General features: G+C 64.8%; 26 protein-coding genes. 15 read left to right on the top strand and 11 right to left on the bottom strand.

Annotation, left to right across the window (positions count from 1 at the left end; translation table 11 throughout):
* From KOL99_RS15435 to def, 5 genes are all read right to left on the bottom strand, one after another.
* Positions 1-867 carry an NlpC/P60 family protein gene (locus tag KOL99_RS15435; RefSeq protein ID WP_216511362.1) on the bottom strand — a complete coding sequence of 289 codons (867 nt, stop codon included), beginning with the start codon at positions 865-867 and terminating at the stop codon, positions 1-3.
* A gap of 102 nt (positions 868-969) precedes the next feature.
* A complete protein-coding gene (locus KOL99_RS15430; RefSeq protein WP_216511361.1) occupies positions 970-1,899 on the bottom strand; it encodes a polysaccharide deacetylase family protein in 930 nt (309 codons plus the stop codon).
* A 41-nt stretch (positions 1,900-1,940) separates the two neighbouring features.
* Entirely contained in the window at positions 1,941-2,711 is a 771-nt protein-coding gene (locus KOL99_RS15425) for a DUF116 domain-containing protein (RefSeq protein WP_236026276.1), read from the bottom strand.
* A complete protein-coding gene (gene fmt, locus KOL99_RS15420; protein WP_216511360.1) occupies positions 2,701-3,657 on the bottom strand; it encodes a methionyl-tRNA formyltransferase in 957 nt (318 codons plus the stop codon). The genes KOL99_RS15425 and fmt overlap by 11 nt, the downstream gene beginning before the upstream one ends.
* Entirely contained in the window at positions 3,654-4,172 is a 519-nt protein-coding gene (gene def / locus KOL99_RS15415) for a peptide deformylase (RefSeq protein ID WP_216511359.1), read from the bottom strand. The genes fmt and def overlap by 4 nt, the downstream gene beginning before the upstream one ends.
* A 272-nt stretch (positions 4,173-4,444) precedes the next feature.
* Here def and KOL99_RS15410 point away from each other — a divergent pair, with 272 nt between their 5' ends.
* A complete protein-coding gene (locus KOL99_RS15410; RefSeq protein WP_216511358.1) occupies positions 4,445-4,645 on the top strand; it encodes a hypothetical protein in 201 nt (66 codons plus the stop codon).
* Between the two features lie 24 nt (positions 4,646-4,669).
* Here KOL99_RS15410 and KOL99_RS15405 read toward each other — a convergent pair whose 3' ends face one another.
* The 3 genes from KOL99_RS15405 to KOL99_RS15395 form a co-directional block, all read right to left on the bottom strand.
* A complete protein-coding gene (locus KOL99_RS15405; protein WP_216511357.1) occupies positions 4,670-5,281 on the bottom strand; it encodes a flavodoxin family protein in 612 nt (203 codons plus the stop codon).
* 222 nt (positions 5,282-5,503) lie between these two features.
* Complete coding sequence (locus tag KOL99_RS15400; protein ID WP_216511356.1) at positions 5,504-5,665, bottom strand: hypothetical protein; 162 nt, start codon at positions 5,663-5,665, stop codon at positions 5,504-5,506.
* 92 nt (positions 5,666-5,757) lie between these two features.
* On the bottom strand, positions 5,758-7,359 hold the full coding sequence (locus KOL99_RS15395) for a thiolase family protein (protein WP_216511355.1): 1,602 nt from the start codon (positions 7,357-7,359) through the stop codon (positions 5,758-5,760).
* Positions 7,360-7,476: 117 nt separating this feature from the next.
* On the opposite strand from KOL99_RS15395, the gene KOL99_RS15390 reads away from it, so the two are divergent.
* From KOL99_RS15390 to KOL99_RS15330, 14 genes are all read left to right on the top strand, one after another.
* Positions 7,477-7,830 (top strand): VOC family protein, encoded by a 354-nt coding sequence (locus tag KOL99_RS15390; RefSeq protein ID WP_216511354.1) that lies wholly within the window; start codon positions 7,477-7,479, stop codon positions 7,828-7,830.
* Positions 7,827-8,390, top strand: coding sequence for an SH3 domain-containing protein (locus KOL99_RS15385; RefSeq protein WP_216511353.1), 564 nt, complete (start codon positions 7,827-7,829; stop codon positions 8,388-8,390). Before KOL99_RS15390 ends, KOL99_RS15385 begins: the two co-directional genes overlap by 4 nt.
* 242 nt (positions 8,391-8,632) lie before the next feature.
* The gene (locus KOL99_RS15380) at positions 8,633-9,937 is read left to right on the top strand and encodes a pyridoxal phosphate-dependent aminotransferase (RefSeq protein WP_216511352.1); all 1,305 of its coding nucleotides are present in this window, start codon (positions 8,633-8,635) and stop codon (positions 9,935-9,937) included.
* A gap of 76 nt (positions 9,938-10,013) precedes the next feature.
* Positions 10,014-10,139 carry a hypothetical protein gene (locus KOL99_RS21845; RefSeq protein WP_268898944.1) on the top strand — a complete coding sequence of 42 codons (126 nt, stop codon included), beginning with the start codon at positions 10,014-10,016 and terminating at the stop codon, positions 10,137-10,139.
* Positions 10,140-10,257: 118 nt separating this feature from the next.
* Positions 10,258-11,088, top strand: a complete 831-nt coding sequence (locus KOL99_RS15375) for a CheR family methyltransferase (RefSeq protein WP_216511351.1) — start codon at positions 10,258-10,260, stop codon at positions 11,086-11,088.
* A gap of 39 nt (positions 11,089-11,127) precedes the next feature.
* On the top strand, positions 11,128-12,414 hold the full coding sequence (locus tag KOL99_RS15370) for a methyl-accepting chemotaxis protein (protein ID WP_216511350.1): 1,287 nt from the start codon (positions 11,128-11,130) through the stop codon (positions 12,412-12,414).
* Positions 12,411-12,863, top strand: coding sequence for a chemotaxis protein CheW (locus KOL99_RS15365; protein WP_216511349.1), 453 nt, complete (start codon positions 12,411-12,413; stop codon positions 12,861-12,863). Before KOL99_RS15370 ends, KOL99_RS15365 begins: the two co-directional genes overlap by 4 nt.
* A complete protein-coding gene (locus KOL99_RS15360) occupies positions 12,863-13,228 on the top strand; it encodes a response regulator (RefSeq protein WP_216511348.1) in 366 nt (121 codons plus the stop codon). Before KOL99_RS15365 ends, KOL99_RS15360 begins: the two co-directional genes overlap by 1 nt.
* A gap of 4 nt (positions 13,229-13,232) precedes the next feature.
* The gene (locus KOL99_RS15355) at positions 13,233-14,864 is read left to right on the top strand and encodes a chemotaxis protein CheA (protein WP_216511347.1); all 1,632 of its coding nucleotides are present in this window, start codon (positions 13,233-13,235) and stop codon (positions 14,862-14,864) included.
* Positions 14,865-14,927: 63 nt separating this feature from the next.
* Positions 14,928-15,527, top strand: coding sequence for a chemotaxis protein CheC (locus KOL99_RS15350; protein ID WP_216511346.1), 600 nt, complete (start codon positions 14,928-14,930; stop codon positions 15,525-15,527).
* Between the two features lie 119 nt (positions 15,528-15,646).
* Positions 15,647-16,354, top strand: coding sequence for a LolA family protein (locus tag KOL99_RS15345; RefSeq protein WP_216511345.1), 708 nt, complete (start codon positions 15,647-15,649; stop codon positions 16,352-16,354).
* 8 nt (positions 16,355-16,362) lie between these two features.
* On the top strand, positions 16,363-16,848 hold the full coding sequence (locus KOL99_RS15340; RefSeq protein ID WP_216511344.1) for a YajQ family cyclic di-GMP-binding protein: 486 nt from the start codon (positions 16,363-16,365) through the stop codon (positions 16,846-16,848).
* Between the two features lie 16 nt (positions 16,849-16,864).
* Positions 16,865-18,211, top strand: coding sequence for a 30S ribosomal protein S12 methylthiotransferase RimO (rimO, locus tag KOL99_RS15335; protein ID WP_216511343.1), 1,347 nt, complete (start codon positions 16,865-16,867; stop codon positions 18,209-18,211).
* Between the two features lie 83 nt (positions 18,212-18,294).
* On the top strand, positions 18,295-18,714 hold the full coding sequence (locus KOL99_RS15330; protein ID WP_183345553.1) for a TraR/DksA family transcriptional regulator: 420 nt from the start codon (positions 18,295-18,297) through the stop codon (positions 18,712-18,714).
* Positions 18,715-18,972: 258 nt separating this feature from the next.
* On the opposite strand, the gene KOL99_RS15325 is transcribed toward KOL99_RS15330, so the two are convergent.
* From KOL99_RS15325 to KOL99_RS15315, 3 genes are all read right to left on the bottom strand, one after another.
* Positions 18,973-19,965 (bottom strand): 4Fe-4S binding protein, encoded by a 993-nt coding sequence (locus tag KOL99_RS15325; RefSeq protein ID WP_216511342.1) that lies wholly within the window; start codon positions 19,963-19,965, stop codon positions 18,973-18,975.
* Between the two features lie 177 nt (positions 19,966-20,142).
* Complete coding sequence (gene ttcA / locus KOL99_RS15320; RefSeq protein WP_216511341.1) at positions 20,143-20,910, bottom strand: tRNA 2-thiocytidine(32) synthetase TtcA; 768 nt, start codon at positions 20,908-20,910, stop codon at positions 20,143-20,145.
* 50 nt (positions 20,911-20,960) lie between these two features.
* The gene (locus KOL99_RS15315) at positions 20,961-21,647 is read right to left on the bottom strand and encodes a nitrite/sulfite reductase domain-containing protein (protein WP_216511340.1); all 687 of its coding nucleotides are present in this window, start codon (positions 21,645-21,647) and stop codon (positions 20,961-20,963) included.
* Between the last annotated feature and the right edge of the window lie 15 nt (positions 21,648-21,662).

Below are 21,662 nucleotides of genomic sequence, written 5' to 3'. Positions count from 1 at the left end.
TCATCTCCCCCCGGCGGGGAACCATCTCCGCACCACGAAACTCTTCGCCCCGGCGCTCCCTTTCGGGAAGCTGTCCGCGGGCTTTCTCGTTTTCATGATCTGCCTGACGAGCTCCTGCCTGGGCGTGATCATCACCCCGCTCGGCTTCCCGCCGCACCCCATCCTGCTTTCGATGATCGATTCGTCGTCGAGCACCACCATCACGTGTCCGTTCCAGACCAGGAGGTCCAGTGGCTTGAGCTTGCGCGCGATCGCCTCGGCGGAGAGCCCCGCCACCGGGACCGCCTCGCCGTAGCCGATCAGGGTGGAGGTATTCCTGGGGGTGAAGCCGTCGGTAGCCTGGTAGAGAAGACCCGAGCAGTCCACCCCCGCCAGCGGGTCCCCCTGCGGGTAGTACGTGCGCACAAGCGGAACGCCGTCCTTCACGTTGCCGCCCCAGACGTAGGGCTTGCCCAGCGCAGCCAACAGGCGTTTCTGGATTTCCGCCAACTCCGGGAGGTGAGGACGGCGCTCCTTGGCGTCGCCCCCCGCCATCTCAACAAAGCGGGCGTCCACGAACAACCCTGTTTTGGAGGGGTAGGGGTAATCGCTGCTGGTCACCCGCAGCACCTTGACGCCGTTTTGCTCCAGCTCCCCCTCCACGGTGAAGAGCGTGCCCGGCAGGGCGATGAACTCTATGGGGCGCACCCCGCGGCAGGGATCGAGCTGGATCTTGCCGCCGAAGCTGCCGGCGAAATCAGGGGTATTGAGCACGGGGGCGAAGGAGACGGCGACCGCCCGTTTGGGGGAGGCGCCGGCGGCGTAGCGGGGGGAGAGCGGGATGACGACCAGGGCGAGGGCTATGACTGCAAGAAGAAGAGTCTTCATGACCTACCTCGTGTCAGGACCGGCTGGAGCGGCGTCAAGGCCGGGGCCGGCCGGCGGAAGTGCGGCGGGGGCCGCGGGTTATGGCGCCGAGCGGGAGCGCGATCAGTCGGCGAAGGCGGCGGCAAGCGGCAAAAGGTGCACCCCCGTCCCCTTCAAGAGCGGCAGCGCCAGCTTGATCCCTTTGGGCTCGTTGCCGTTGCCGTGCACCAGGATGAAGCTGCCGCGCCGGGGCGGCTCTCCCTTGGCGAGCCAGGCATCGGCACCGACCGGCACCAGCGAGAGCTCGGCCAAGAGCTTCATGGCGGCGCCGTCGGAAACGAGCCCGGGAAAGCGGAAGAAGGGGGAGGGGACGAGGCCGCGCGAGAGCAGCTCCTGCTCCACCTGCAGCACCTCGGCGCGCAGGTCGGTTCCGGGGGCGAGCAGGAAGTTCCCGGCCAGGGGGACCTTCGGGTCGTAGTGGTGATGCCAGGAGTGGTTCACCCAGGTGACCGCCAACCGTTCCGCGGCGACCTCCCCCTTAAGATAGGCGACCTCCTCGGGGTGGCTCTCGAGCCAGAGACCGGAGACCATCACCGCCACCGGGACCGCCTTCCCCTTCACGAGCGCCTCGGCCGCCTCGAACAGCTCGCGCTCGAAGGGGCGCTTCGAGGGGCAGAGATCGACGGTGAGGAAAAAGCCGTCGGCGCCGGTATCGGCGCGGGTGGCACCGCCGTTTTGCAGCCGGTACGGGGGAGCGGTATAACGCTGCACCGCCCGTCCCAGCCGGGTGGCAGAGAAGCCGGCATCGCCGTCTCTCCTGGCAACCAGTTCCGCCGCCGGGATATCGTAGTTCTGCAGGGTGGCCGGATCCGCCACCAGGCGGTGCGGCACCCCATCCTCCTTGAAGCTTCGCACGGCCCAAAGCGGGCGCCCCGAGCGGTCGGCGACCGGCTCGCGCAGCGCGCGGTACTCGGTGATCTGCTGGGCGTTGGCGGCGCGCGGAGCGGCAGTGAGCAGCGGGAGGAAAATAAGCAGGAAGCGGAAAAGACGCATGGCGGACTCTGGGCTCAGTGCGGTGGCCGCCGGGGCGGCGGCTAGGCCAGCACCGAGCGGAGCGCGGCGTCGATCTTGTCGACGTCGACGCGGGTGTTGAAGCAGGGGCCGAAGGGGCGATCGTTGAGCACCCCGATCACCGGGAGGGGGTAGCAGTCCTTGATGCCGGAGGTGAGGTCGCGCTCGCAGGCGACCGCCAGGACCAGCTTGGGGCGCTTCTCGATGATCACCTTGCGCGCCAGCGTGCCGCCGGTCGCCACGGAGATGTCGACATGGTACTTGCGGGCCAGGTCGGCGAGCCCCATGATGTCGCAGCGGCCGCAGCGCAGGCACTTGTCGATTTCGCCGGTGACCTTGATCTCGCACTCCGCGAGCTGCAGGCAGTGGGGGAGCAGGATCAGGATCCGGTCCGCCTTGATCTTCAGGCGCTGCGAGATGACCAGGGAGTTGTTCATGGCCACGAAGGACTGGCGGATGGTGTCCTTGGAGATGCCGCACAGCTTGCCGATCTGCTCGATGAGCGGGAGCAGGAACTTGATCACCACCCCGCGCATGAACCTGGTGCCGAGGATGTCCTTGCCAAGGGCCGTGGTGAGCACCAAGAGGGCGGTCCCTAGGACCGCAATGCCGGAGAGGACCGCGAAGATGGTCCCCACCACGCGCGGCAGGTCCGGGTGGATGTTGGCGAGTCCCATGGTCGGGATGTACCACCCGAGGTAGATGAGCCCGACCACCAACAGGCAGGTCACCCCCATCAGGGCCACGAAGAGCCGCTTCTGGGGCGGCTTCTGGTAAGACCCCTTACGCCCCAACTGCGCAGTCCTTCCTGCCCAGCAGCGAGCCCGCCGGCACCTTGTAGCCGGCGAGGAAATCCCCGGCCGCCATCCGTTTCTTCCCTTCCAGCTGCAGTTCGCGGATCAGGAGGCTCCCCTCGCCGCAGGCGACCTCGATGCCGTCGCGGCCGGCGGCGACCACCTCGCCCGGGTTGCCCGTTCCGGCGGCGGTCTGCACCTTGTACACCTTCAAGAGCTTGTCGTCGAGGAAGCTGAAGGCGCCGGGCCAGGGGGTCATGCCGCGCACCTGGTTCTTGATGTCACGGGCGCTCCTGGTCCAGTCGATGAGGCCGTCCTCCTTCTTCATCATCGGGGCGTAGCAGGTGAGCGAGTCGTCCTGCTTCTCCGGGGTCAGCTCGCCGGCGACCAGGCGGTCCAGGGTCTCCGCGAGGAGCTTGGCGCCCAGCTGCGACATGCGGTCGTGCAGGCTCTGGGTGTCCTCGTCCGGGTCGATCGGGGTGGCGCTCTTCAAGAGCATGTCGCCGGTGTCGAGGCCGACGTCCATCATCATGGTGGTCACCCCGGTCTCGTCCTCGCCGTTGATGATGCACCAGTTGAGCGGCGCGGCGCCACGGTAGCGCGGCAAAAGCGAGGCGTGCACGTTGATGCAGCCGTGCTTGGGGATGTCCAAAAGCGCCTTGGGGAGGATCTGCCCGAAGGCGACCACGACGATCAGGTCCGGCTCAAGGGCGCGGATCTCCTCGATGGACTCGGGCAGGCGCACCTTGACCGGCTGCAGCACCGGGATGCCGTGCTCCTGGGCCACCACCTTCACCGGCGGCGGCAGGGTCTGCTGTCCCCTCCCCTTGGGACGGTCGGGCTGGGTGACCACGGCCACGACGTTCTCACCGCGCTCGATCAGGGTGCGCAGGGTCGGGCAGGCGAATTCGGGAGTTCCCATGAAGATGATGCGCAAACCGGTCATCGAAGCTGCTCCTTTGCCTCTTCCAGGGCGCGCTGGTAGCGCTTGCGGAAAAGCCCCTTCTTGAGCGGGGAGAGGTGGTCTATGAAGAGGACGCCGTCCAGGTGGTCGATCTCGTGCTGGAAGGCGATAGCCAAGAGGTCATCGGCGCGGATCACCACCTCCTCGCCGTCGAGGTTCAGCATCTTCACCACCACGCGGGCGTGGCGGCGCACGTTGGCCGAGAATTTGGGGACCGACAGGCACCCCTCCTCCTCGTAGGCCTCGCCTTCGGCGTGGACGATCTCGGGGTTGATGGCGACGATCAGTTCGGGGTCCTCTTCCTGGCTCGAGACGTCGATCACCACGATGCGCTGGTGCACCCCGATCTGCGGAGCGGCCAGGCCTACGCCGGGGGCGTCGTACATGGTCTCGGCCATGTCCCGCACCAGTTCGCGGGTCTTGTCAGTGATCACGGCAACCGGCAGGGAGCGTTTCTTCAGCTCCGGGTCCGGATAGGTCAATATTTTTCGTACCATATGTCCTTCCTTTGGCTTGGGGGCTATCCGGGTCACTATACTAAAGTTGTCGGGAAAAAATCAACGAGATACTCATGAGGGAGGAGGCGTTCCCGACGCACCGACCGGAGCCTCCGCGCGTCAATTTTCCGCCTCCCGGGGACCAAAAGTCAAAAAAACGACGGTCAAAAAAGCCGCTCCCGCCGAGTCCGATGCAACTATTTCAAGCGGTTAGCGGCAGGGAACGCCTCTTGCTTGTCCCAAGGTTCGACAGGCCGTAGCGGGAGGAAGACATGAGGCAGAAAACAGTGGCAGCATCGACATTTTTGAACCCGGCAACAGCCGCAGCCCCGGCACCCCTTCTTGCAGCCGCAGCCGCCTTGCCGCACCTTTTGGCCCGGGGGCGCGCCGATTCGCCGTCCCGCGTGCAGGCCAGGCGCCCGCGCCACCTCTGGGGACGCGCGGACGGCTTCACCATGTCCGCTCCCCGCTAGTCCCTCCCGAGACAACCCCGTGCGCTAGCGCCGCGTCACCAGCCTTTGTCCGAGCAGGCGCGCCTTCTCCAGCGTCCGCCGCCCCGCCCCCTGGCGCTCTTCCTTCGCCGCGAGCCCCACGAAGACGGTCCCCACGCAACTCGCCCCCAGCAGTTCCGCGCTCTGCCTGAGCGTCTTCACGACCGGCGTGAAGAGCCGCGCCAGTAAGCCAGGCGCCGCGCTCGCCGCAACCAGCACCGCACGCCTGGGTTTCTCCTTGCTGCGCACCGTGGGAGCGGGCACGCCCCAGGGCCAGTAGGCGTAGCAGACCAGACGCTCCACGAAGCGCTTGGTCAGCGCGGTGACCGAGCCGAAGTTGGTCGGCGAGGCGAGCACCAGCGCCTGGCACCCCTCCACCAGGTCGAGTACCCGCGCCATCTCGTCGGCGATCGGGCAGATGCCGCGCGCGCCTCCCGGCGTCTGGGTGCAGAGCCGGCAGTTGGTGCAGAACTCGACATGGGTATCGAGGAGGTAGACCTTCTCGACCTCCGCGCCGGCCTGGGCCGCACCGGCGAGGACTTCGTCCACGACCTGGTCGACCATCCCTCCCTTGCGGTAGCTCCCCACGATGGCGACCACCTTCACCGCGTCACCCATAACGCCTCCGACAGCCCGGAAAGCCTGCGTCCCCGAACCACTCCAGCGCAGCACGCCCCAGAAGAAGGGAGAAAGGCCAGCGTGTTCACTCTCCCCCCGAAAGAGGGCGCCCGAAGTGCGGGTGAGGGAGGTGCCACGCGTGACATCCCGCTCACGGCAGCGCCCTCCCCCCTGCCCCTCTCCCGGAGGGCGAGGGGAAATGGGACCGGCTACGGGTACTAGTTACTTTACTTCCTCGTCCCGCGCGGCCTGTTCGGCCCGCGCCTTGCGCTCCAGTTTCCTTCTGCGGCGACCACCCAGGAAGGACTCCTCGATCACGATGAAAACGAACAGCACGATGAAAAGGGCGAAGATTACGCCCAGGATCTTGAACAGCAGGGTCATGTTGCAGGTGCTCCTTACCTTTTGCGGTCGCCCGGGGAGCCGGACCGGCTGGCTACTATACCGATCCGGATCAGGGTGTCAAGGCAAACCCGCTAGCCGTTGCCGGTGAGCTTCTTCCAGCCGCTGCCGGCCAGCTCCAGCACCCCGTCCATGGTGCGCCGGTAGAACTTCTTGACCGGGATGCGGTTCACCAGGATCTCCTCGCCGCTTCGCTCCAGGCTCACCGGCTCGCCCGACTTCAGCTGCACGATCTCGGCGTAGTGCTCCCCCCCCACGCCGAACAGGAAGGAGTAGCGCTGGCCGTAGGCCAGGCAGGAGACGATCAGGATGATCCCTTCCGGGTCGCCGGTCTTGAAGTCGAAGCGGGTGGTGGCGGCGACGAAGCGCCCCTGCACCGGCTCGCCGTTTAAAAGCTCGTTGACGCTCAGGTTCTTGGGCTTCATGCGCCCCAGCGGGGGGAGTCCCCAGGGGGAGAGCTCGGGGCGGGAGCGCTGGCGGTAATGGCTGGTGCGCTCCAGAAGCGTCACCACGTTGTTGTTGATCGGCCCGCCGATGGAGTGGGCGAGCCCCATCTGGAAGCGGCCGCCGGTGATCAGGCGGTGGTTCTCCACGATTTGGATCATGCCGGTGGCCCCCAGCGGATGGCCGCGCCCCTTGAGGCCGCCGGTGATGTTGGTGGGGAAACTGCCGAACTCGCCGGTCAGTTCGTCGTTCAGGAGCGCCTCGAGGATGCGGCGCCGGGGGACGAAGCCCAGGTCCACCATGTTGATCGGGCCGAAGCCATTGAAGGGGTCGTGCATGTTGACGTGGATCTTGCCGGCGAAGTCGGTGATCTTCCTGATGCCGGCCATGGCGTAGGCCTCGGCGGCGGCGCGCACCGTGGCGGGGAAGCTGTGGAAGTAGGGGCGGTCGGCGATGGTGGGGATGTCGGTGGCGCTCCCCACCCCGGAGACGATCACCTCGTGCGGCGTCGCGGAGAGGAGCACCGCGGCCACCCCGTCGGACATGGGGCAGAAGTCGTGGTAGCGCAGGGGCCACCAGTAGCGGTAGTTCTTGCCGGTGACGATCTGGCGGTAGTACTCCTCGAGCGGGATCTCGAAATTGAGGTGGGCGTCGGGGTTTCTGGCGGCGAAGCGGTGCGCCCGCTGGGTCAACAGCGCGGAGAAGGCGGTCCACTCCTCGGTGGAGAGCTTGAGCCGCTCGATCAGCGAGCGCGCCACCAGGGCGCCGCAGGCGGGCATGGAGAGCCCGAACTCGGCCTCCTCCCTGTCGATCACCCCGGCGACGATGCGGGTCGCCTGGCCGGTGGAGACGTCGCTCATCTTCTGGATGCCGATGGCGAGCACGTGGTCGCAGCGCCCGGAGGCGATCTGCAGGTAGGCGTACTCAAGCGCCGACGCGCCGGAGGAGGAGGCGGTATCGATCAGTACCGACTTGGCCCCGGAGATGCCGAGCACACCGGCGATCTTGGCGGCGGTGTTGTCCACGCCGGAGAAGGCGACCGGGTTCTGGCAGCCGACCACGACGGCGCCCACCTCGGAGCGGCGGATCCGGCTCCCGGCGAAGACCTCGCCGGCCTTCTCGGCCATCTCCAGGAAGCTCAGCGCCTCGCGCTCCCGGCCGTTGTAGCGCCCCACCGGCGCCGCGTACGAGGAGGCGACGTAGACCTCCCTGGGTTTGAATTGCTGCGTCACGGATCCCTCCTGCAAGGGGCGTCCCGCCGCCGTGCGGCATTGAATAGCCTTGCCAGCGCCCGCCCACTCTGCTATGTATTAGAACGCTGTCACAACATATCACTCAAGGCGGTTTTCATGGTAGAAAAAATTAAGAATATTGTTGTATTTGTCAAGGACATCAAGGCCGCGCGCCGTTTTTATCGGGAGCAGCTGGGGCTTCCCGCCGGGCAGGAGACCGAGTACATGATGGAGTTCCTCCCCACGGAGGGGACCGCCCTGGGCGTGTCGCTGGCCATGCACGAGGCGGCGCAGAAACTGGTCGGGCGCCACACCGGCATCACCTTCACGGTGAAGGGGCTGGAGGAGCTCTACGCCCGGCTCACCCGGGAGGGGGTACGCTTCACCGAGCCGCTGGAGAAGAGCCCGTGGGGCAAAATGGCGGTTGTCGCCGACCCGGACGGCAACGAGTTCGCCCTGGTGGAGATGTGAAAGCATTTTTGATCTGCGCCCTCTTTCTGGCCGGCGCCGCGACGGCGGCCCTGGCCGCCCTCCCCGTGCCGCGCCCCTACAGCGGGTGCGGCGTCTTGATCCTCAAGCAGGGGGCGGGGTGGCAGCCGGAGAGCCTGGCCCTGTACCAGGAGCCGGGGGTACAGCGGGTGGCCGACACGACGCCGCAGGCGCTGCCGCGGCTCGCCGGGGACGACGCGGAGCCGCTTTTGGCGGCGAACGAGCGGCGCGGCGCCTGGGTCAGGGTGGCGCTGGACGAGGCGGGACGCCAGGGGTGGCTCGCGCAGGCGCGCGGCTGGGAATACCGCGAGTGGCGCGATTTTCTCCCCGGACGGACCGTGCGGCTCCTCCCCGGGCTGAAGAAGGAATGGTACCAGCTTCGGCTCTCCCCCGGCGGCGAGGCGAGCACCTTGGCGCCGCTGTCCCGGGACCGGGAGGTCAGGGTGGTGGAGGTGGAAAAGGAGTGGGCCAGGATCGAGGCGCCGGCAGGGTGGCTGCGCTGGCGCGACCCCGACGGCAGGCTCACCGTGTCGCTCAAGTAGGTCGCCAAACAGAAAAAGCATTGACATTGAAATCCCTGCATGTTATTTGAGGCGTCATGTATACTAACAACGTTACATCACGTGGCACCGTCCACGCGGCAGCAGCGGCCAGACACTTCTAGAGCCGCCACTGCTGATTAGAAAATTAGATTTCTACTGAAGGCCGTGGGGGACCCCCACGGCCTTTTTTTATACAAAATTCGCTTTAGTCCGGCAGATACATACACATCAGGGGGAAAAGAATGCGCAACGAGATAGTCACTCCCGGCGCGGGAGAACTTACCTACGAAATCCGAAACATCGTCACCGTGGCTGAAAAAGTGCAGCGCCTCGGGGTGAAGATCAACTGGGAGAACATCGGGGACCCCATCGTCAAGGGAGAGACCATCCCGCTCTGGATGAAGGAGATCGTTGCGGCCGAGGCGATGCACGACGAAAGCTACGCCTACTGCCCGACCCGCGGCGTCCTGGAGACCCGCGAGTTCATCTGCAGCATCACCAACAAGCGGGGCGGTGCGCAGATCACCCCGGACGACATCATCTTCTTCAACGGCCTGGGCGACGCCATCGCCAAGGTGTACGGCAACCTCAGGGCCGAGAGCCGCGTGCTGATGCCGTCGCCGACCTACACCACCCACTCCATCGGCGAAGCGGCCCACGCCAACGCGGTCCCGGTCTGCTACCGCCTGAAGCCCGAGGACAACTGGTACCCGGACATGGAAGACCTGGAATGCCACGTGAAGTACAACCCGCAGATCTCGGGCGTCATGATCATCAACCCGGACAACCCGACCGGCATGGTCTACCCCCCCGAGGTGCTCAAGCAGATCGTGGCCATCGCCAAGAAGTACGACCTGTTCCTGATCGCCGACGAGGTCTACAGCAACATCGTCTACAACGGCGAGCACACCGTCCCCATCTCCGACGTGATCGGCGACGTGCCGGCCATCGCCATGAAGGGGATCTCCAAGGAACTCCCCTGGCCCGGCTCGCGCTGCGGCTGGATCGAGGTCTACAACGGCGAGCGCGACCCGCGCTTCAAGAAGTTCGTCAACTCCATCCTCTCCTCCAAGATGAACGAGGTCTGCTCCACCACGCTGCCGCAGCGCTGCCTCCCCGCCGTGATGAAGCACCCGGAGTACCACAACTACCTCAAGGAGCGCATCGGCCGCTACGAGAAGATGAGCAACATCATGTACGACGCGCTGTCCAAGGTCCCCGAGCTGTCGGTGAACCGCACCAACGGCGCCTTCTACATGGCGGTCCCCTTCAAGCCGGGCGTCTTGAACCACACCCAGAGCCTGCCGATCCAGAACCCGGAGATTAAGGCCCTGGTGGAGGGGATCGTGAACCAGCCGGGCGTCGCGCCCGACAAGCGCTTCGTCTACTACATCCTCGCCCACACCGGCATCTGCGTGGTGCCGCTCTCCTCCTTCAACACCGAGCTTTTGGGCTTCCGCGTGACGCTCCTCGAGCGCGACGAGGAGGAGTGCCGCAAGATCTACCGCACCCTGACCGAGAACATCGCCGCCTACCTCGCCTCCTAGCGGGGTCGGCGCCCCCCTCCCTGTCCCTCCCCCTCCGGGGGGAGGGAACGTTGTCGCGCCCCCCTCGGCGGCGCAGGTGGCATCCTTCACCTTCACCTTCACCTTCACCTTCACCTTCACCTTCACCTTCACCTTCACCTGCCCTTCGCCCCTTCGGCGCACTCCTTTTTTAGCGCAAGTGGACGTCCTCATTGACTGTTGAGCCGCACTTATGCTATCCATTCTCCATTTGGGCAGCATCCTCATCACCTTAGGGGTTCAGATGGCCTCGGTTGCACCGGAAAGAAGGCGGTCGGCGGCAAACGCCCGCGGCGCGGCACATGCTTAGCGGCATAACCGGCAGCGTCGAACCGGATATCGCCCCTGACACTTTCGAGGTCATTGGGCGCATCCTCAAGGCTCGCTCGGGGTTTACCCTGGACGGCTACAAGGACAAATGCGTCAAGCGCCGCATTCACATCCGCGTGCGCGCCACCCACTCCCCCTCCCCCGAGGCCTACGGCGAACTCCTCACCCAGAGCACGGCTGAACAGGACCACCTGCTCCGGGTGCTCACCATCCACGTCTCCCACTTCTTCAGAAATCCCACGGTCTTCGCAAAGCTGGGCGAGGAAATCCTGCCGCAGCTCCTCGATGAGCGCGAACGGCTGCGGGCGCTGAGCGTCGGGTGCGCCGGCGGAGAGGAACCCTACACCCTGGCGCTGCTCATGAAGGATCGCTTCGCCAACGCGGTCGCCGCGGGTCGCGTCTCCATCGTGGGTGTGGACGTGGACAACGCCATCCTGGAGCAGGCGCGGGAAGGGCTGTACCACCCGGACCGGCTGGCCGAGGTCCCCCCGGGGATCCGGGAGCGCTGTTTCGCGCCGGAAGGGGGGCGCTACCGTCTGTGCGACGAGATCCGCGGCCAGGTCCTTTTCGAGCACGCGGACCTGAACCACCGGCAGGGGTGGGACCCGTGCGAGCTGATCCTGTGCCGCAACGTGCTGATCTATTTCGAGAGGGAGCGGCAGGAGACCATCCTGAACGGCTTCGCCGACGCCCTCTCCCCCGGAGGCTACCTGGTGCTGGGCAAGGCCGAGACCCTTTTCGGCACGGCCCGCAAGCGCTTCCGGACCATCTGTCCGGTGGAACGGATCTACCGGGCCCTATAGCCCCACCGATTTTTCGAGCAGGAAAAGGAGCAATCCCCCATGTACATCCAGATCGGCTACAAGTTCATCCTCGGCTTTCTGGCCGTGGTCGCCGCCGTCGCCTTCGTTCCCTCCGCGGTGCAGCACCTGCAATACTCCCCCGAACTGAGCAGCGTCCTCTCCTACGTGGTGGCGCTCACGGTGGGGCTCATCCTGGGTTCCTTCTTCTCCAAGAGCTTCACCAAGAACATCTCGCTTTTGACCGGGGCCACCGAGTCGATCAGCCAGGGGGACCTCTCCCGCGACCTGGACTTCCCGGCCACCCGCTTCCCCGACGAGACCCACTCCATGGCGCTCTCCATCAACACCATGCAGGAGAACCTGCGCACCCTGGTGCGCCAGATCCGGCATACCTCCGAGCAGGTCTCCGAGTCGTCACGCACCCTCTCTTCCAGCGCCCTCGAGATCAACGCCTCCACCGAGGAGGTGGCGCAGGCCATCGAGAGCATCTCGGGAGGGGCCGAGAACCAGGCGGAAATGCTCTCCAAGAGCGCGAAGGTGATCCACGAGATGGCGATCTCGGTCGACCTGGTGGCGCGCCGGGCCAAGGAGACCGCCAAGGCGGCGCGGGAGACGAGCCTCACCGCGCAAAAAGGGGGCGAGCTCGCCAACGACTCGGTGGAGCGGCTGAAGAGCTTCTTCGATTCCGTCGAGCTGATCAGCATGCAGTTCATGGACCTGAACGGGAAGCTGCAGCAGGTGGGGAAGATCGCCGACTTCATCGTGGAGATGTCCCGCCAGACCAACCTGCTCGCCCTGAACGCCTCCATCGAGGCGGCCCGCGCCGGTGAGTACGGCAAGGGGTTCGGCGTGGTGGCCGAGGAGGTGAGAAAGCTCGCCGACGGCAGCGCGAAAAGCGCCACCGACATCGTAGAACTGATCGACCTGGTGAAGGTGGAGAGCCGCCGCGTGCAGGAGACCATCACCGACAGCTCGCGCGGCATCATCGTCGGCAAGAAGAACCTGGACACCACCGCGGACGCCTTCAAGGAGATCCTGGCCACCGTCGTCGAAACCGAGCGGAAGGCGAACTCCATCGCCGACCTGTCGCAGATGCAGACCACCGGCGCCGCCAAGATGGTGAGCATGGTGGACGAGATCGCCAAGGTGGCCGAGGACAACGCGGCCTCCACCGAGGAGGTCTCCGCCGCCACCGAGGAGCAGCACTCGGCGATGCAGGAGATGGTGTACCAGACCCAGGAACTGGCGAAACTCGCCGACGAGCTGCTGCGCTCGGTGGAGCGCTTCCAGGTCGGGCCGGAACCGGCACCGGAGCCCGAGGCGTGACCGCCCAGCGCCTGCTCCTCTTCAGCGTGGCGCGGGAACTCTTCGCCCTGAACCTGCAGGAGGTCTGCGAGGTGATGGAGCCGCAGCAGTGCTACCCCGTCGCCGGCGCCCCGCCGCACTACCTGGGGTTGATCAACTTCCACGGCAACCTGACCGCGCTGGTCGACCTGGCCGGGTACCTGCGCCTTAAGAGCCGCCCGCTGCCGGGCAAACTCCTGGTGATCGACACCAGGCTCGCCCACCTTGCCCTCAAGGTGGACGCGGTAGGGTCCATCCTTGACGCCAGCAGTATCACCGGCGCCAGCAGCCACGACGATCCGCTCACCGAGGCGCTTTTGGAGACGCCGCAGGGGAACGTGCGGCTGCTCAGGCTGGAGACGCTGTTAAGCGGCCTGGAGCAGGAACTGCAGGAATGCGCCCCCAACAATGCCAAACCAGGAGGTACCTGATGGCCTTGAAGGTCATGATAGTTGACGATTCCCTTTTCATGAGGAAAATGCTGCGCGACATCCTCGTGGAGGAGGGTTACGAGATAGCCGACGAGGCATCAGACGGCGTGGAGGCGGTGCAGAAATACAAGGAGTGCCTCCCCGACCTGGTCACCCTGGACATCGTGATGCCCAACAAGACGGGGATCGAGGCGCTGCAGGAGATCATGGCCTACGACGCCGCCGCCCGCGTGGTGATGTGCTCGGCCATCGGCCAGGAGGCGCTCACCGCCGCCGCTACCGAGGCCGGCGCCAAGGCCTTCATACTGAAGCCGTTCAACCCGGAGCTGGTGACCCGGGTACTCAGGGAAGTGGCCCAGGGGTAACCGAATGGACATGTCGCAGTACAAGGCGCTGTTTCTCTCGGAATCCCGGGAGTACCTGCGTACCATCGCGGAGCAGGTGGTGGCCCTCGAGCAGTCCCCCGGGGAGCGCAGCGCCGTGGACGCGTTGTTCCGCGGCGCGCACTCGCTGAAGGGGATGGCGGCCTCCATGGAGTACGGCGACGTGGTGGTGGTGGCCCACAGCATGGAGGACCTGATGGCCCGGGTGCGTGACGGCGCCGTCGCCTTCGACGCCGGCGTGGCCGACCTGCTCCTTGAGGGGGTCGACCTGATCGACGTGCTGCTTAAGGACGTGGAGCAGGAGCGCCCCTCCGCCCTTCCCACCGACGATTACGCCCAGCGTCTGGCGATCTACACCCCCGCGCCCCCCAAGGAGAAGCGGGGCGCCCGGTCGGAGCCGTCTCCCCCCGCCCCCGACCTCCCCCCTCCCCCCGCCGCCGAGGCGGAACGGGCCAAGGAACCTGCCGGCGAGGCGGGGGGCACGGTGCGGGTGAAGACGGAGCTTTTGGACCACCTGATCAACCTGACCGGCGAACTGGTCACCAACAAGCAGCGTCTCTTGAACATAGCCGGCGAGCTCGCCTCCCCGGCGCTCAACGACGCCATCTCCGAGACCGCGAAGCTTTTGCGCTCCCTGCACGACGAGGTGATGAAGGTGCGCCTGATGCCCTTCGAGGCGATCAGCGACCGCTTCCAGCGTTCGGTGCGCTCGGTGGCCAAGAAAAGCGGCAAGGAGATCCATTTCGAACTGACCGGCCGCGAGATCGGCCTGGACCGCGGTATGCTGGAGCAGCTCGTCGATCCCCTGAACCACATCCTGAGAAACGCCGTGGACCACGGCATCGAGGAGAGCGGCGAGCGGGAGCGGGCCGGCAAGCCGGTCCGCGGCACGGTGCGGCTCGCCGTGAGCCGGGACCGCGACCGCATCCAGATCACCGTGCGCGACGACGGCCGGGGCATGGAGCCCGCGACCATGATCGCGGCCGCCATCGCCAAGGGTATCCTGACGCCGGAAGAGGGAGAGCTCCTGTCGCCGCGCCAGGCGCTCATGCTCTCCTGCATCCCCGGCTTCTCCACCGCCAAGGAGGTGACCGACATCTCCGGCCGCGGGGTGGGGATGGACGCGGTCAACGCCGCCATCCAGAAGCTCGGGGGGACCCTGGGCATCGAGTCCGAGCCGGGCGTGGGCACCACCATCACGCTCAGGCTCCCGCTCACCATCGCCATCATCCACGCGCTCGTGGTGCAGGTCGGCCAGGTGAAGGCGGCGATTCCGGTGAACGCGGTGCAGCGCACCGTGGAGCTGTCCCGGCGCCAGATCGAGACCATGGGCAAGCGGCAGATATTCCAGCTCGACGACGAGGCGATCCCGCTGTTGTCGCTGAACCGCGTGCTGGGGCTGCCGCTGGGGCGCTTCCCGGACGGCATCCTCCCCCTCTTCGTCACCGAGGCGCGCGGACGCCGGGTCGGCATCGTGGTGGATCGGCTCCTCGGCCAGCACGAGCTGTTCGTGAAGCAACTGGGGCGGCCGCTCGCCAAGATGGCCGGCGTCGCCGGCGGCGCCACCCTGGGCGACGGCGAGATCGTCGCCATACTCGACCTGGCCGGATTGCTGTGAACCGTTTCCCGACTCTTAGCCGCCGTCGCCCGCACCGGCAACGGCTTACCTGCGGAGGCTAGCATGGCCCATCACGACTTGCACGACGGCGCAATGGCCGCCCTCACCCACGTGTGCAGCACCGGCATGCAGCACGCCGCCGTCGCCCTGTCCCAGTTGATGGGCAAGGGGGTGAGCATCCAGGTGCCCCGCATCCAGGTGCTGGAAGGCTCAGGCGTCTCCCACCTGCTCGGCTCGCAGGAGGTGATCGCGCTGCAGCTGCAGATCCTGGGCAACGTGCGCGGCAGCATCCTGATCCTGCTCATCCGGGAGAACGCGCAGCGCATCCTGGAGCTGTTGCTGGGGAAAGGGCCCAAGGAGGGGGAACCGCTTTCCGAGATGGAGCGGGCCACCCTGATGGAGGTGGGCAACATCCTGGCATCGGCCTGCCTGAACGCGCTGGGCAACTCGCTCAAGATGACCCTGCTCCCCTCGGTCCCCGCGCTGAGTAACGGCCTGGGCAGCGACGTCCTGACCCACGCCCTGGACCGCGCCGACGGCGACGATGCGGTGGTGATGATCGACGCCATGTTCTCGGTCTCCGATTCCCTGTGCGGCGGGAGCATCTTCCTCATTCCCGCGCCCGCGTCGCTGGGGGCGCTGCTGGGCGCGCTGGAGCAATGAAAAGGTTGCACCTTACCCGGTTGTATGTCAGAATGCCCGGTCAAACTGCCGCCACTTAGGCACCTTGAGGGTCCCGAGCACCAAGCCCGAGACCTTCACTACTTTCAGAGGTCGAAGATATGAAAATCGCCAGAACCGCCGTCCTGTGTCTCGCCCTGATCGCCCTCAACGCCGGCGCCGCCCTTTGCGCCGAACTCGCCCAGGTGGTGCGCACCATCGAGCAGGGGTACGGCTCGCTCAACGACCTGCAGGCCGACTTCAGCCAGAGAAGCGGCATAAAGGTCATGAAGCGCGAGGAGAAGGGTGCCGGCGAGCTCCTGCTGAAGAAGGGCGGGGGCAAGGAGTCCATGTTCCGCTTCAACTACTCAAAGCCCAAGCAGCAGATCGTCTCCAACGGCAAGACCGTCTGGTACTACATCCCGGACCAGAAGCAGGTCATGGTGATGGACCTGGCGCAGCTCATGGAGGCGAGTAACGGCATCGCCATGAACTACCTCTCCGGCCTGGGGCAGGTTTCCAAGGATTTCAGCATCGCTTTCGCCGCGGAGCAAAAGGACAAGAACGGCAACTATCAGCTGGAGCTCACCCCGCACAAGAAGAGCCCGGCCATGGCCAAGCTCCTTTTGACCATTTCCGGCGACGCGGTGGAGAGCTTCGTCGCCAAGGGGCACCCCGGCACGCCGTTCCCGGTGCTCTCCTCCACCGTGGTGGACCAGACCGGCAACACCACCCGGATGGATTTCAGCAACGTGAAGACCAACCGCGGCATCTCCAGCGGCAAGTTCAGCTTCAAGATCCCCTCGGGGGTCCAGGTTATAAAGAGATAGGGGGTTTTATGCCGTCATTCGACATCGTTTCCAAGGTCGACCTGCAGGAGGTCGACAACGCCATCAACCAGACCGTGAAGGAGATCGGGCAGCGCTACGACTTCAAGGGGTCCAAGAGCGAGGTGACCCTGGAGAAGGAAAGCATCAAGGTCCTGTCCGAGGACGACTTCAAGCTGAAGGCGGTGATCGACATCCTGCAGTCCAAGTTCGTCAAGCGCAACATCTCGCCCAAGGCGCTGCAGTACGGCAAGGTGGAGCAGGCCTCCGGCGGCATGGTGCGCCAGATCATCACCCTGCAGATGGGGATTTCCAAGGAGAAGGCCAAGGAGATCGGCGCCGTCATCAAGGAAACCAAGCTCAAGGTACAAAGCCAGATCCAGGACGACCAGGTCCGGGTCACCGGCAAGAACATCGACGACCTCCAGGAAGTGATCCGGATTCTCAAAGGGAAGGATCTCGACATCGACATGCAGTTCGTCAACTTCAGAAGCTGATCAAGAGGGGAATTTTTTGAACCAGAAGATTAAGGAAAAAGTGAGCCTGGTGAGCCTGGGCTGCCCGAAGAACCTGGTGGACGCCGAGGTGATGCTGGGCTACCTCTCCAGGGACGAGTACGAGGTCACCACCGATGAGATGCAGGCGGACATCATCGTGGTGAACACCTGCTCCTTCATCAAGGAGGCCAAGCAGGAGAGCATCGACACCATCCTCGACCTGGCGGACCGAAAGCACGACGCGCGCTGCAAGCTCCTGATCGTGACCGGCTGCCTGCCGCAGCGCTACCAGGAGGAGCTCGCCAAGGAACTCCCCGAGGTGGACATCTTCATCGGCACCGGCGACTACCCGCGCATCGCGGAAATCATCGCCGAGAAGAAAGGGACCGACACCCAGCTCTGCTACACCGGCGACCCCAACTTCGTCTACAACGACGAACTGCCGCGCCTGCAGTCCTCGCCCCACTACACGGCCTACCTGAAGATCGCGGAAGGGTGCTCCAACAACTGCTCCTACTGCGTGATCCCGTCCCTGCGCGGCGCGCACCGCTCCCGCCCCTTCGCGACGCTCATGGCCGAGGCCAAGACGCTCGTGGCCGGCGGGGTGAAGGAACTGAACCTGATCGCCCAGGACATCACCGCCTACGGCCGCGACCTCCCGGAACAGCCGAGCCTCGAGCTCCTGGTCCAGGAACTGGCCAAGCTGGAAGGGCTCAAGTGGATCAGGCTCCTCTACGCCTACCCGGACGGGGTCAGGGACTCGCTGATCGAGCTGATCAAGAACGAGCCCAAGGTGTGCAAGTACCTGGACCTCCCCATCCAGCACATCTCCGACCCGGTGCTGAAGAACATGAAACGGAGAAGCGGCGAGGAGGAGATCCGCACCCTGATCGCCAAGCTGCGCCGCGAGATCCCGGACATCGCCATCCGCACCTCGCTCATCGTCGGTTTCCCCGGCGAGACCAACGACGACTTCAAGAAGCTTTTGCAGTTCGTCGAGGAGACCCGCTTCGACCGTCTCGGCGTGTTCTGCTACTCCCGCGAGGAGGGGACCCCGGCGGCGGACATGCCGGAGCAGGTCTCCGAGCGGGTCAAGCGCGAGCGGCACAAGAAGCTGATGCGCACCCAGGCCCGGGTCTCCTTCAAGCACAACCGCACCCTGGTCGACAGCGAGGAGGACGTGCTGGTCGAGGGGTACAGCGAGGAAACCGAACTGCTCCTGAAGGGACGTTCCTCCCGTCAGGCGCCCGATGTGGACGGCCAAGTGTACATCACCGCAGGCAACGCCAACGTCGGTGACATAGTGAGATTGAAGATCACTGATTCCTCTGATTACGACCTGATTGGGGAGATCATCGACTAGGCTTTTAGTCTTGACACCGACCGCTATTGCTGTATTATTGCGTCGCTTTGCGGGACAATGACTCAAACGGAGATAGTTTATACATGACCGAAAAACCCGAAGAAATGAAAGCGATGCTCCTCAAAATGAAAGAGGAGACGCTTAAAGAGATTAACAAGACTGTCAAGTCCGGTTCCGATGCACCGATCAACGAGCCGAGCGGCGACATCTATGACCAGGCTTCCAGCGAGCGCGACCGTGAACTCGGTCTTTTGCTGGGCGACCGGGAGCGCGAGAAATTGCGCAATATCGACGAGGCTTTACTGCGTCTGGAAGAAGGCGAGTACGGCATCTGCGAGGAGTGCGAGGAAGAAATCCCCATCGGGAGGCTGAAGATCGTCCCCTTTGCCCGCCACTGCGTCAAGTGCAAGGCGGACCTGGAGAAGCAGCAGGCACAGACCAAGCGCTTCGAAGAGGACCGCGCCTACCGCGAGATCGCGCTGGGCGAGGAAGAGGAAGGGTAACAGGCAAGACAGTAACAGCGGCGGGTTAATCGGGCATTAGCCTTTTTTACCCGGCCGGTGCTAGAAATACCAAGAGGGGACGGTAGAGATACCGTCCCCTCTTTTTGTTGTTCCAGCTCCTCCCCCTGGAGGGGGGAGGTTGGGAGGGGGGAAGACTGTAAGAGCCGCTGCGCGTCCCCCTCCCTGTCCCTCCCCCTCCGGGGGAGGGTACCTTGTGCTCCGCGGGGGCGAACGCTCCCGCTCTCTCTTGGATCTACCTTACGGGTGGTCCACCGGCGGCGCGGTGATGAGACGCTGGTAGTCGCTTTTCGTGATCGAACTGTGCCAGTGGCCGGTGGCCCGGCCGATGAGGGTGCCGCCGATGAACACTGCCACTACCAGGGCGGCGTAGACCATGCCCGGTATCACCTTGCCGTTCTTCGCCTTCATCTGCAGCGCCTCGGGTTTCGGGCAGGCGCTCACGCAGCGCAGGCAGCCGACACACTCCTCGGAGCAGACCCTCTCCTGGTGCATGACGTCGATGTAGGAGGGGCAGGCCTTGGTGCAGCCGCCGCAGTTGATGCAGGCGCTCTGGTTGCGCTGCACCTTGACCGGTGACAGGCGCGACACCAGGCCGAGCAGCGCACCGTACGGGCAGAGGAAACGACAGAACGGGTTCTTGAACAGAAACGAAAGGGCCAGCAACACGCCGATCACCACGAGCGGCGTACCGGACAGGTTCACGAAGAAGTCGAGCATCTTCACGTCGGCCATCTTGTTGTAGTCGCCGGTGATGAAGGAGGCGACGCTGTCGGGCGCCATGATCACCAGGATCGAGAACAGGAAGAAGGCGAGCAGCAGGTACTTGATGGGACGCAGCAGCCAGTCCAGCCAGAGCCAGACCTTGAAGTTCTTGCCGAACAGCTTGGTCCCCACCTTCCAGCACACCTCGGTGATGGTGGACACGGGGCAGACCCAGGAGCAGAAGGAACGCTTCAACAACAGCGACACGGCGATCACGGTCAGGAGCACCACCAGCGCCGCCGGGTGCACGTCATTGATGCTCCCGAGGGTCATCCACCCCTTGAGACTCACCAGACCGGAAATGGGGAGAAACGCCTCCACACCGTCGGGACGCGCCACGAACGGGGTGGCGCCGCCGCTTCTGAAATGGAGCACGAAGCGGTAGAAGGTCACTCCCAGGTAGAGAGAGAAAAGAAGAAAGCCCCACTGTACTGCCATCCTGACCTGCTGCACTTTTTTTTCCGCCATGAACCTCACCTGTTTCGCCTTGCGTATATGTTGCGACTTATTTTGTCGCGACCACATGCTACCGTCGTATCATCAAGGAAAGCGGAGGTAGCATATGGAACCGATGGTCATAGGAGCTGTGGGAATCGTCGTCTACTGCGGACACCTGACGGTGAAGGACATCATCGCCGATCTGCGTCAGGAAGGTATCCTGGTCAAGCCCTTGTCCAGCAAGTGGCGCGGGTGGACGTTGGACAAGGCCTTCAAAAGGCTCTTCTTCACCAGGGGGTTGTCCCGCTCCAAGGTCTCCAACAACTCCTTCATCTTCTTGCGCTGCAAGTCCGCCGTGCCGCAGACCGGACAACAGCAGCAGACCACGGGGAAGCGGTTGTTGCGGGAGAACGGGATAATCTCCTTCTCCGGGACGTAGACCAGGGGCCTGATCACCGTGGTGACGCCGTTGTCGGCCAGCATGCTCGGGGCCATCGCTTTCAGAGAGCCGACGAAGAACTGGTTCAAAAGCAGCGTCTCGATGAAGTCGTCCATGTGGTGACCAAGGGCCAGCTTGTTGCACCCCATCTGCTGGGCCAGGGTGTAGAGCGTGCCGCGTTTGAGCCTTGCGCAGATGGAGCAGTAGGAGGAGTTGGGGCGCCGCTTCTCCGAGATGATGTCGTAGTGCTCGGTCTTCTCCATGTGATAGGTGAAGCCGTGCTCCTTCAGGTGCTCCTCGATGATATCGGCGCGGTAGCCGCGGTAGCCGGAGTCGATGTTGATGGCGACCAGTTCGTAACGGATCGGGGCGCGCCGGCGCAGCGTGTCCAGCATGTGCAGCATGGAGTAGGAGTCCTTGCCCCCCGAGACCGCGACGGCGATGCGGTCCCCCTCCGAGATCAGGTCGAAGTCGTGGATGGCCCTGCCGACCCGGTTCTTGATGCGCGTGAAGAGCGCGTCCTCAATAAGCGCCACGGGTACCTCCCGCGCGCAGTCCTGTTTCATTCAAAAATACCGCGTTCATATCACTTCCCGACCGCGGCGTCCTGGGTGCCGAGCACGGCTGCCCTGAACGCTTCGATCCCCTTCTCCTCGATCAGCCTGCCCAGACGTCCCTGCTGCGGGTCGTTCTTGTAGACTTCCACCACCTTGGCCACGATCTCCAGCACCTCTTCCTCGGTCTGGATGTTGTCCACCAACAGCTCTGCCAGGCGGGGCCTGGGGCCGGAGTTGCCCCCCACCAGGATGCGCCACCCCTTGTTGTGGCCGACGATGCCGATGTCCTTGACGCCGGATTCGGAGCAGGCGAGGAGGCAGCCAGAAACGCCCATCTTCATCTTGTTGGGGAGTTCCATGGCGTGGTAGATCTTGTCCAGCTTGAGCCCGAGCGACGCGGAATCGAGCACCGCCCGCTTGCACCACTGGGTGCCCGGGCAGATCTTGATGCTCCTGACGCACAGGCCGATGGCCGCGCCGGGGGTCTGGGCGAGATCGGCCCAGACCGCGTCGATATCCTCTTCCTTGACGCCGAACATGGCGATGCGCTGGGCCGAGGTCAGCTTCACTTCCAGGCTGTACTTGTCGGCCACGTCGCAGATCTTTCTCAGGGTGGCGGTGTCCGTGAAGCCGCCCGGGATGTGCGGGGCGATGGCGTAGGTCTCGCGGTCACGCTGCAGGATGGCGCCTTTTTCCAGGATGTCCTTGGTGTTCATCTTCTGCTCCTTTGT

This window comes from Geomonas azotofigens, assembly GCF_018919395.1.
GTDB classification, from domain to species: domain Bacteria; phylum Desulfobacterota; class Desulfuromonadia; order Geobacterales; family Geobacteraceae; genus Geomonas; species Geomonas azotofigens.
This window is presented reverse-complemented; position numbering and strand designations above follow the sequence as displayed.

Bases quoted from the DNA above. Each gene is read 5' to 3' on its own strand.
- KOL99_RS15435 (WP_216511362.1), bottom strand. From the start codon at position 867: ATGAAGACTCTTCTTCTTGCAGTCATAGCCCTCGCCCTGGTCGTCATC.
- KOL99_RS15430 (WP_216511361.1), bottom strand. From the start codon at position 1,899: ATGCGTCTTTTCCGCTTCCTGCTTATTTTCCTCCCGCTGCTCACTGCC.
- fmt (WP_216511360.1), bottom strand. From the start codon at position 3,657: ATGACCGGTTTGCGCATCATCTTCATGGGAACTCCCGAATTCGCCTGC.
- def (WP_216511359.1), bottom strand. From the start codon at position 4,172: ATGGTACGAAAAATATTGACCTATCCGGACCCGGAGCTGAAGAAACGC.
- KOL99_RS15410 (WP_216511358.1), top strand. From the start codon at position 4,445: ATGAGGCAGAAAACAGTGGCAGCATCGACATTTTTGAACCCGGCAACA.
- KOL99_RS15405 (WP_216511357.1), bottom strand. From the start codon at position 5,281: ATGGGTGACGCGGTGAAGGTGGTCGCCATCGTGGGGAGCTACCGCAAG.
- KOL99_RS15400 (WP_216511356.1), bottom strand. From the start codon at position 5,665: ATGACCCTGCTGTTCAAGATCCTGGGCGTAATCTTCGCCCTTTTCATC.
- KOL99_RS15390 (WP_216511354.1), top strand. From the start codon at position 7,477: ATGGTAGAAAAAATTAAGAATATTGTTGTATTTGTCAAGGACATCAAG.
- KOL99_RS15380 (WP_216511352.1), top strand. From the start codon at position 8,633: ATGCGCAACGAGATAGTCACTCCCGGCGCGGGAGAACTTACCTACGAA.
- KOL99_RS15375 (WP_216511351.1), top strand. From the start codon at position 10,258: ATGCTTAGCGGCATAACCGGCAGCGTCGAACCGGATATCGCCCCTGAC.
- KOL99_RS15370 (WP_216511350.1), top strand. From the start codon at position 11,128: ATGTACATCCAGATCGGCTACAAGTTCATCCTCGGCTTTCTGGCCGTG.
- KOL99_RS15360 (WP_216511348.1), top strand. From the start codon at position 12,863: ATGGCCTTGAAGGTCATGATAGTTGACGATTCCCTTTTCATGAGGAAA.
- KOL99_RS15355 (WP_216511347.1), top strand. From the start codon at position 13,233: ATGGACATGTCGCAGTACAAGGCGCTGTTTCTCTCGGAATCCCGGGAG.
- KOL99_RS15350 (WP_216511346.1), top strand. From the start codon at position 14,928: ATGGCCCATCACGACTTGCACGACGGCGCAATGGCCGCCCTCACCCAC.
- KOL99_RS15345 (WP_216511345.1), top strand. From the start codon at position 15,647: ATGAAAATCGCCAGAACCGCCGTCCTGTGTCTCGCCCTGATCGCCCTC.
- KOL99_RS15340 (WP_216511344.1), top strand. From the start codon at position 16,363: ATGCCGTCATTCGACATCGTTTCCAAGGTCGACCTGCAGGAGGTCGAC.
- KOL99_RS15330 (WP_183345553.1), top strand. From the start codon at position 18,295: ATGACCGAAAAACCCGAAGAAATGAAAGCGATGCTCCTCAAAATGAAA.
- KOL99_RS15325 (WP_216511342.1), bottom strand. From the start codon at position 19,965: ATGGCGGAAAAAAAAGTGCAGCAGGTCAGGATGGCAGTACAGTGGGGC.
- KOL99_RS15315 (WP_216511340.1), bottom strand. From the start codon at position 21,647: ATGAACACCAAGGACATCCTGGAAAAAGGCGCCATCCTGCAGCGTGAC.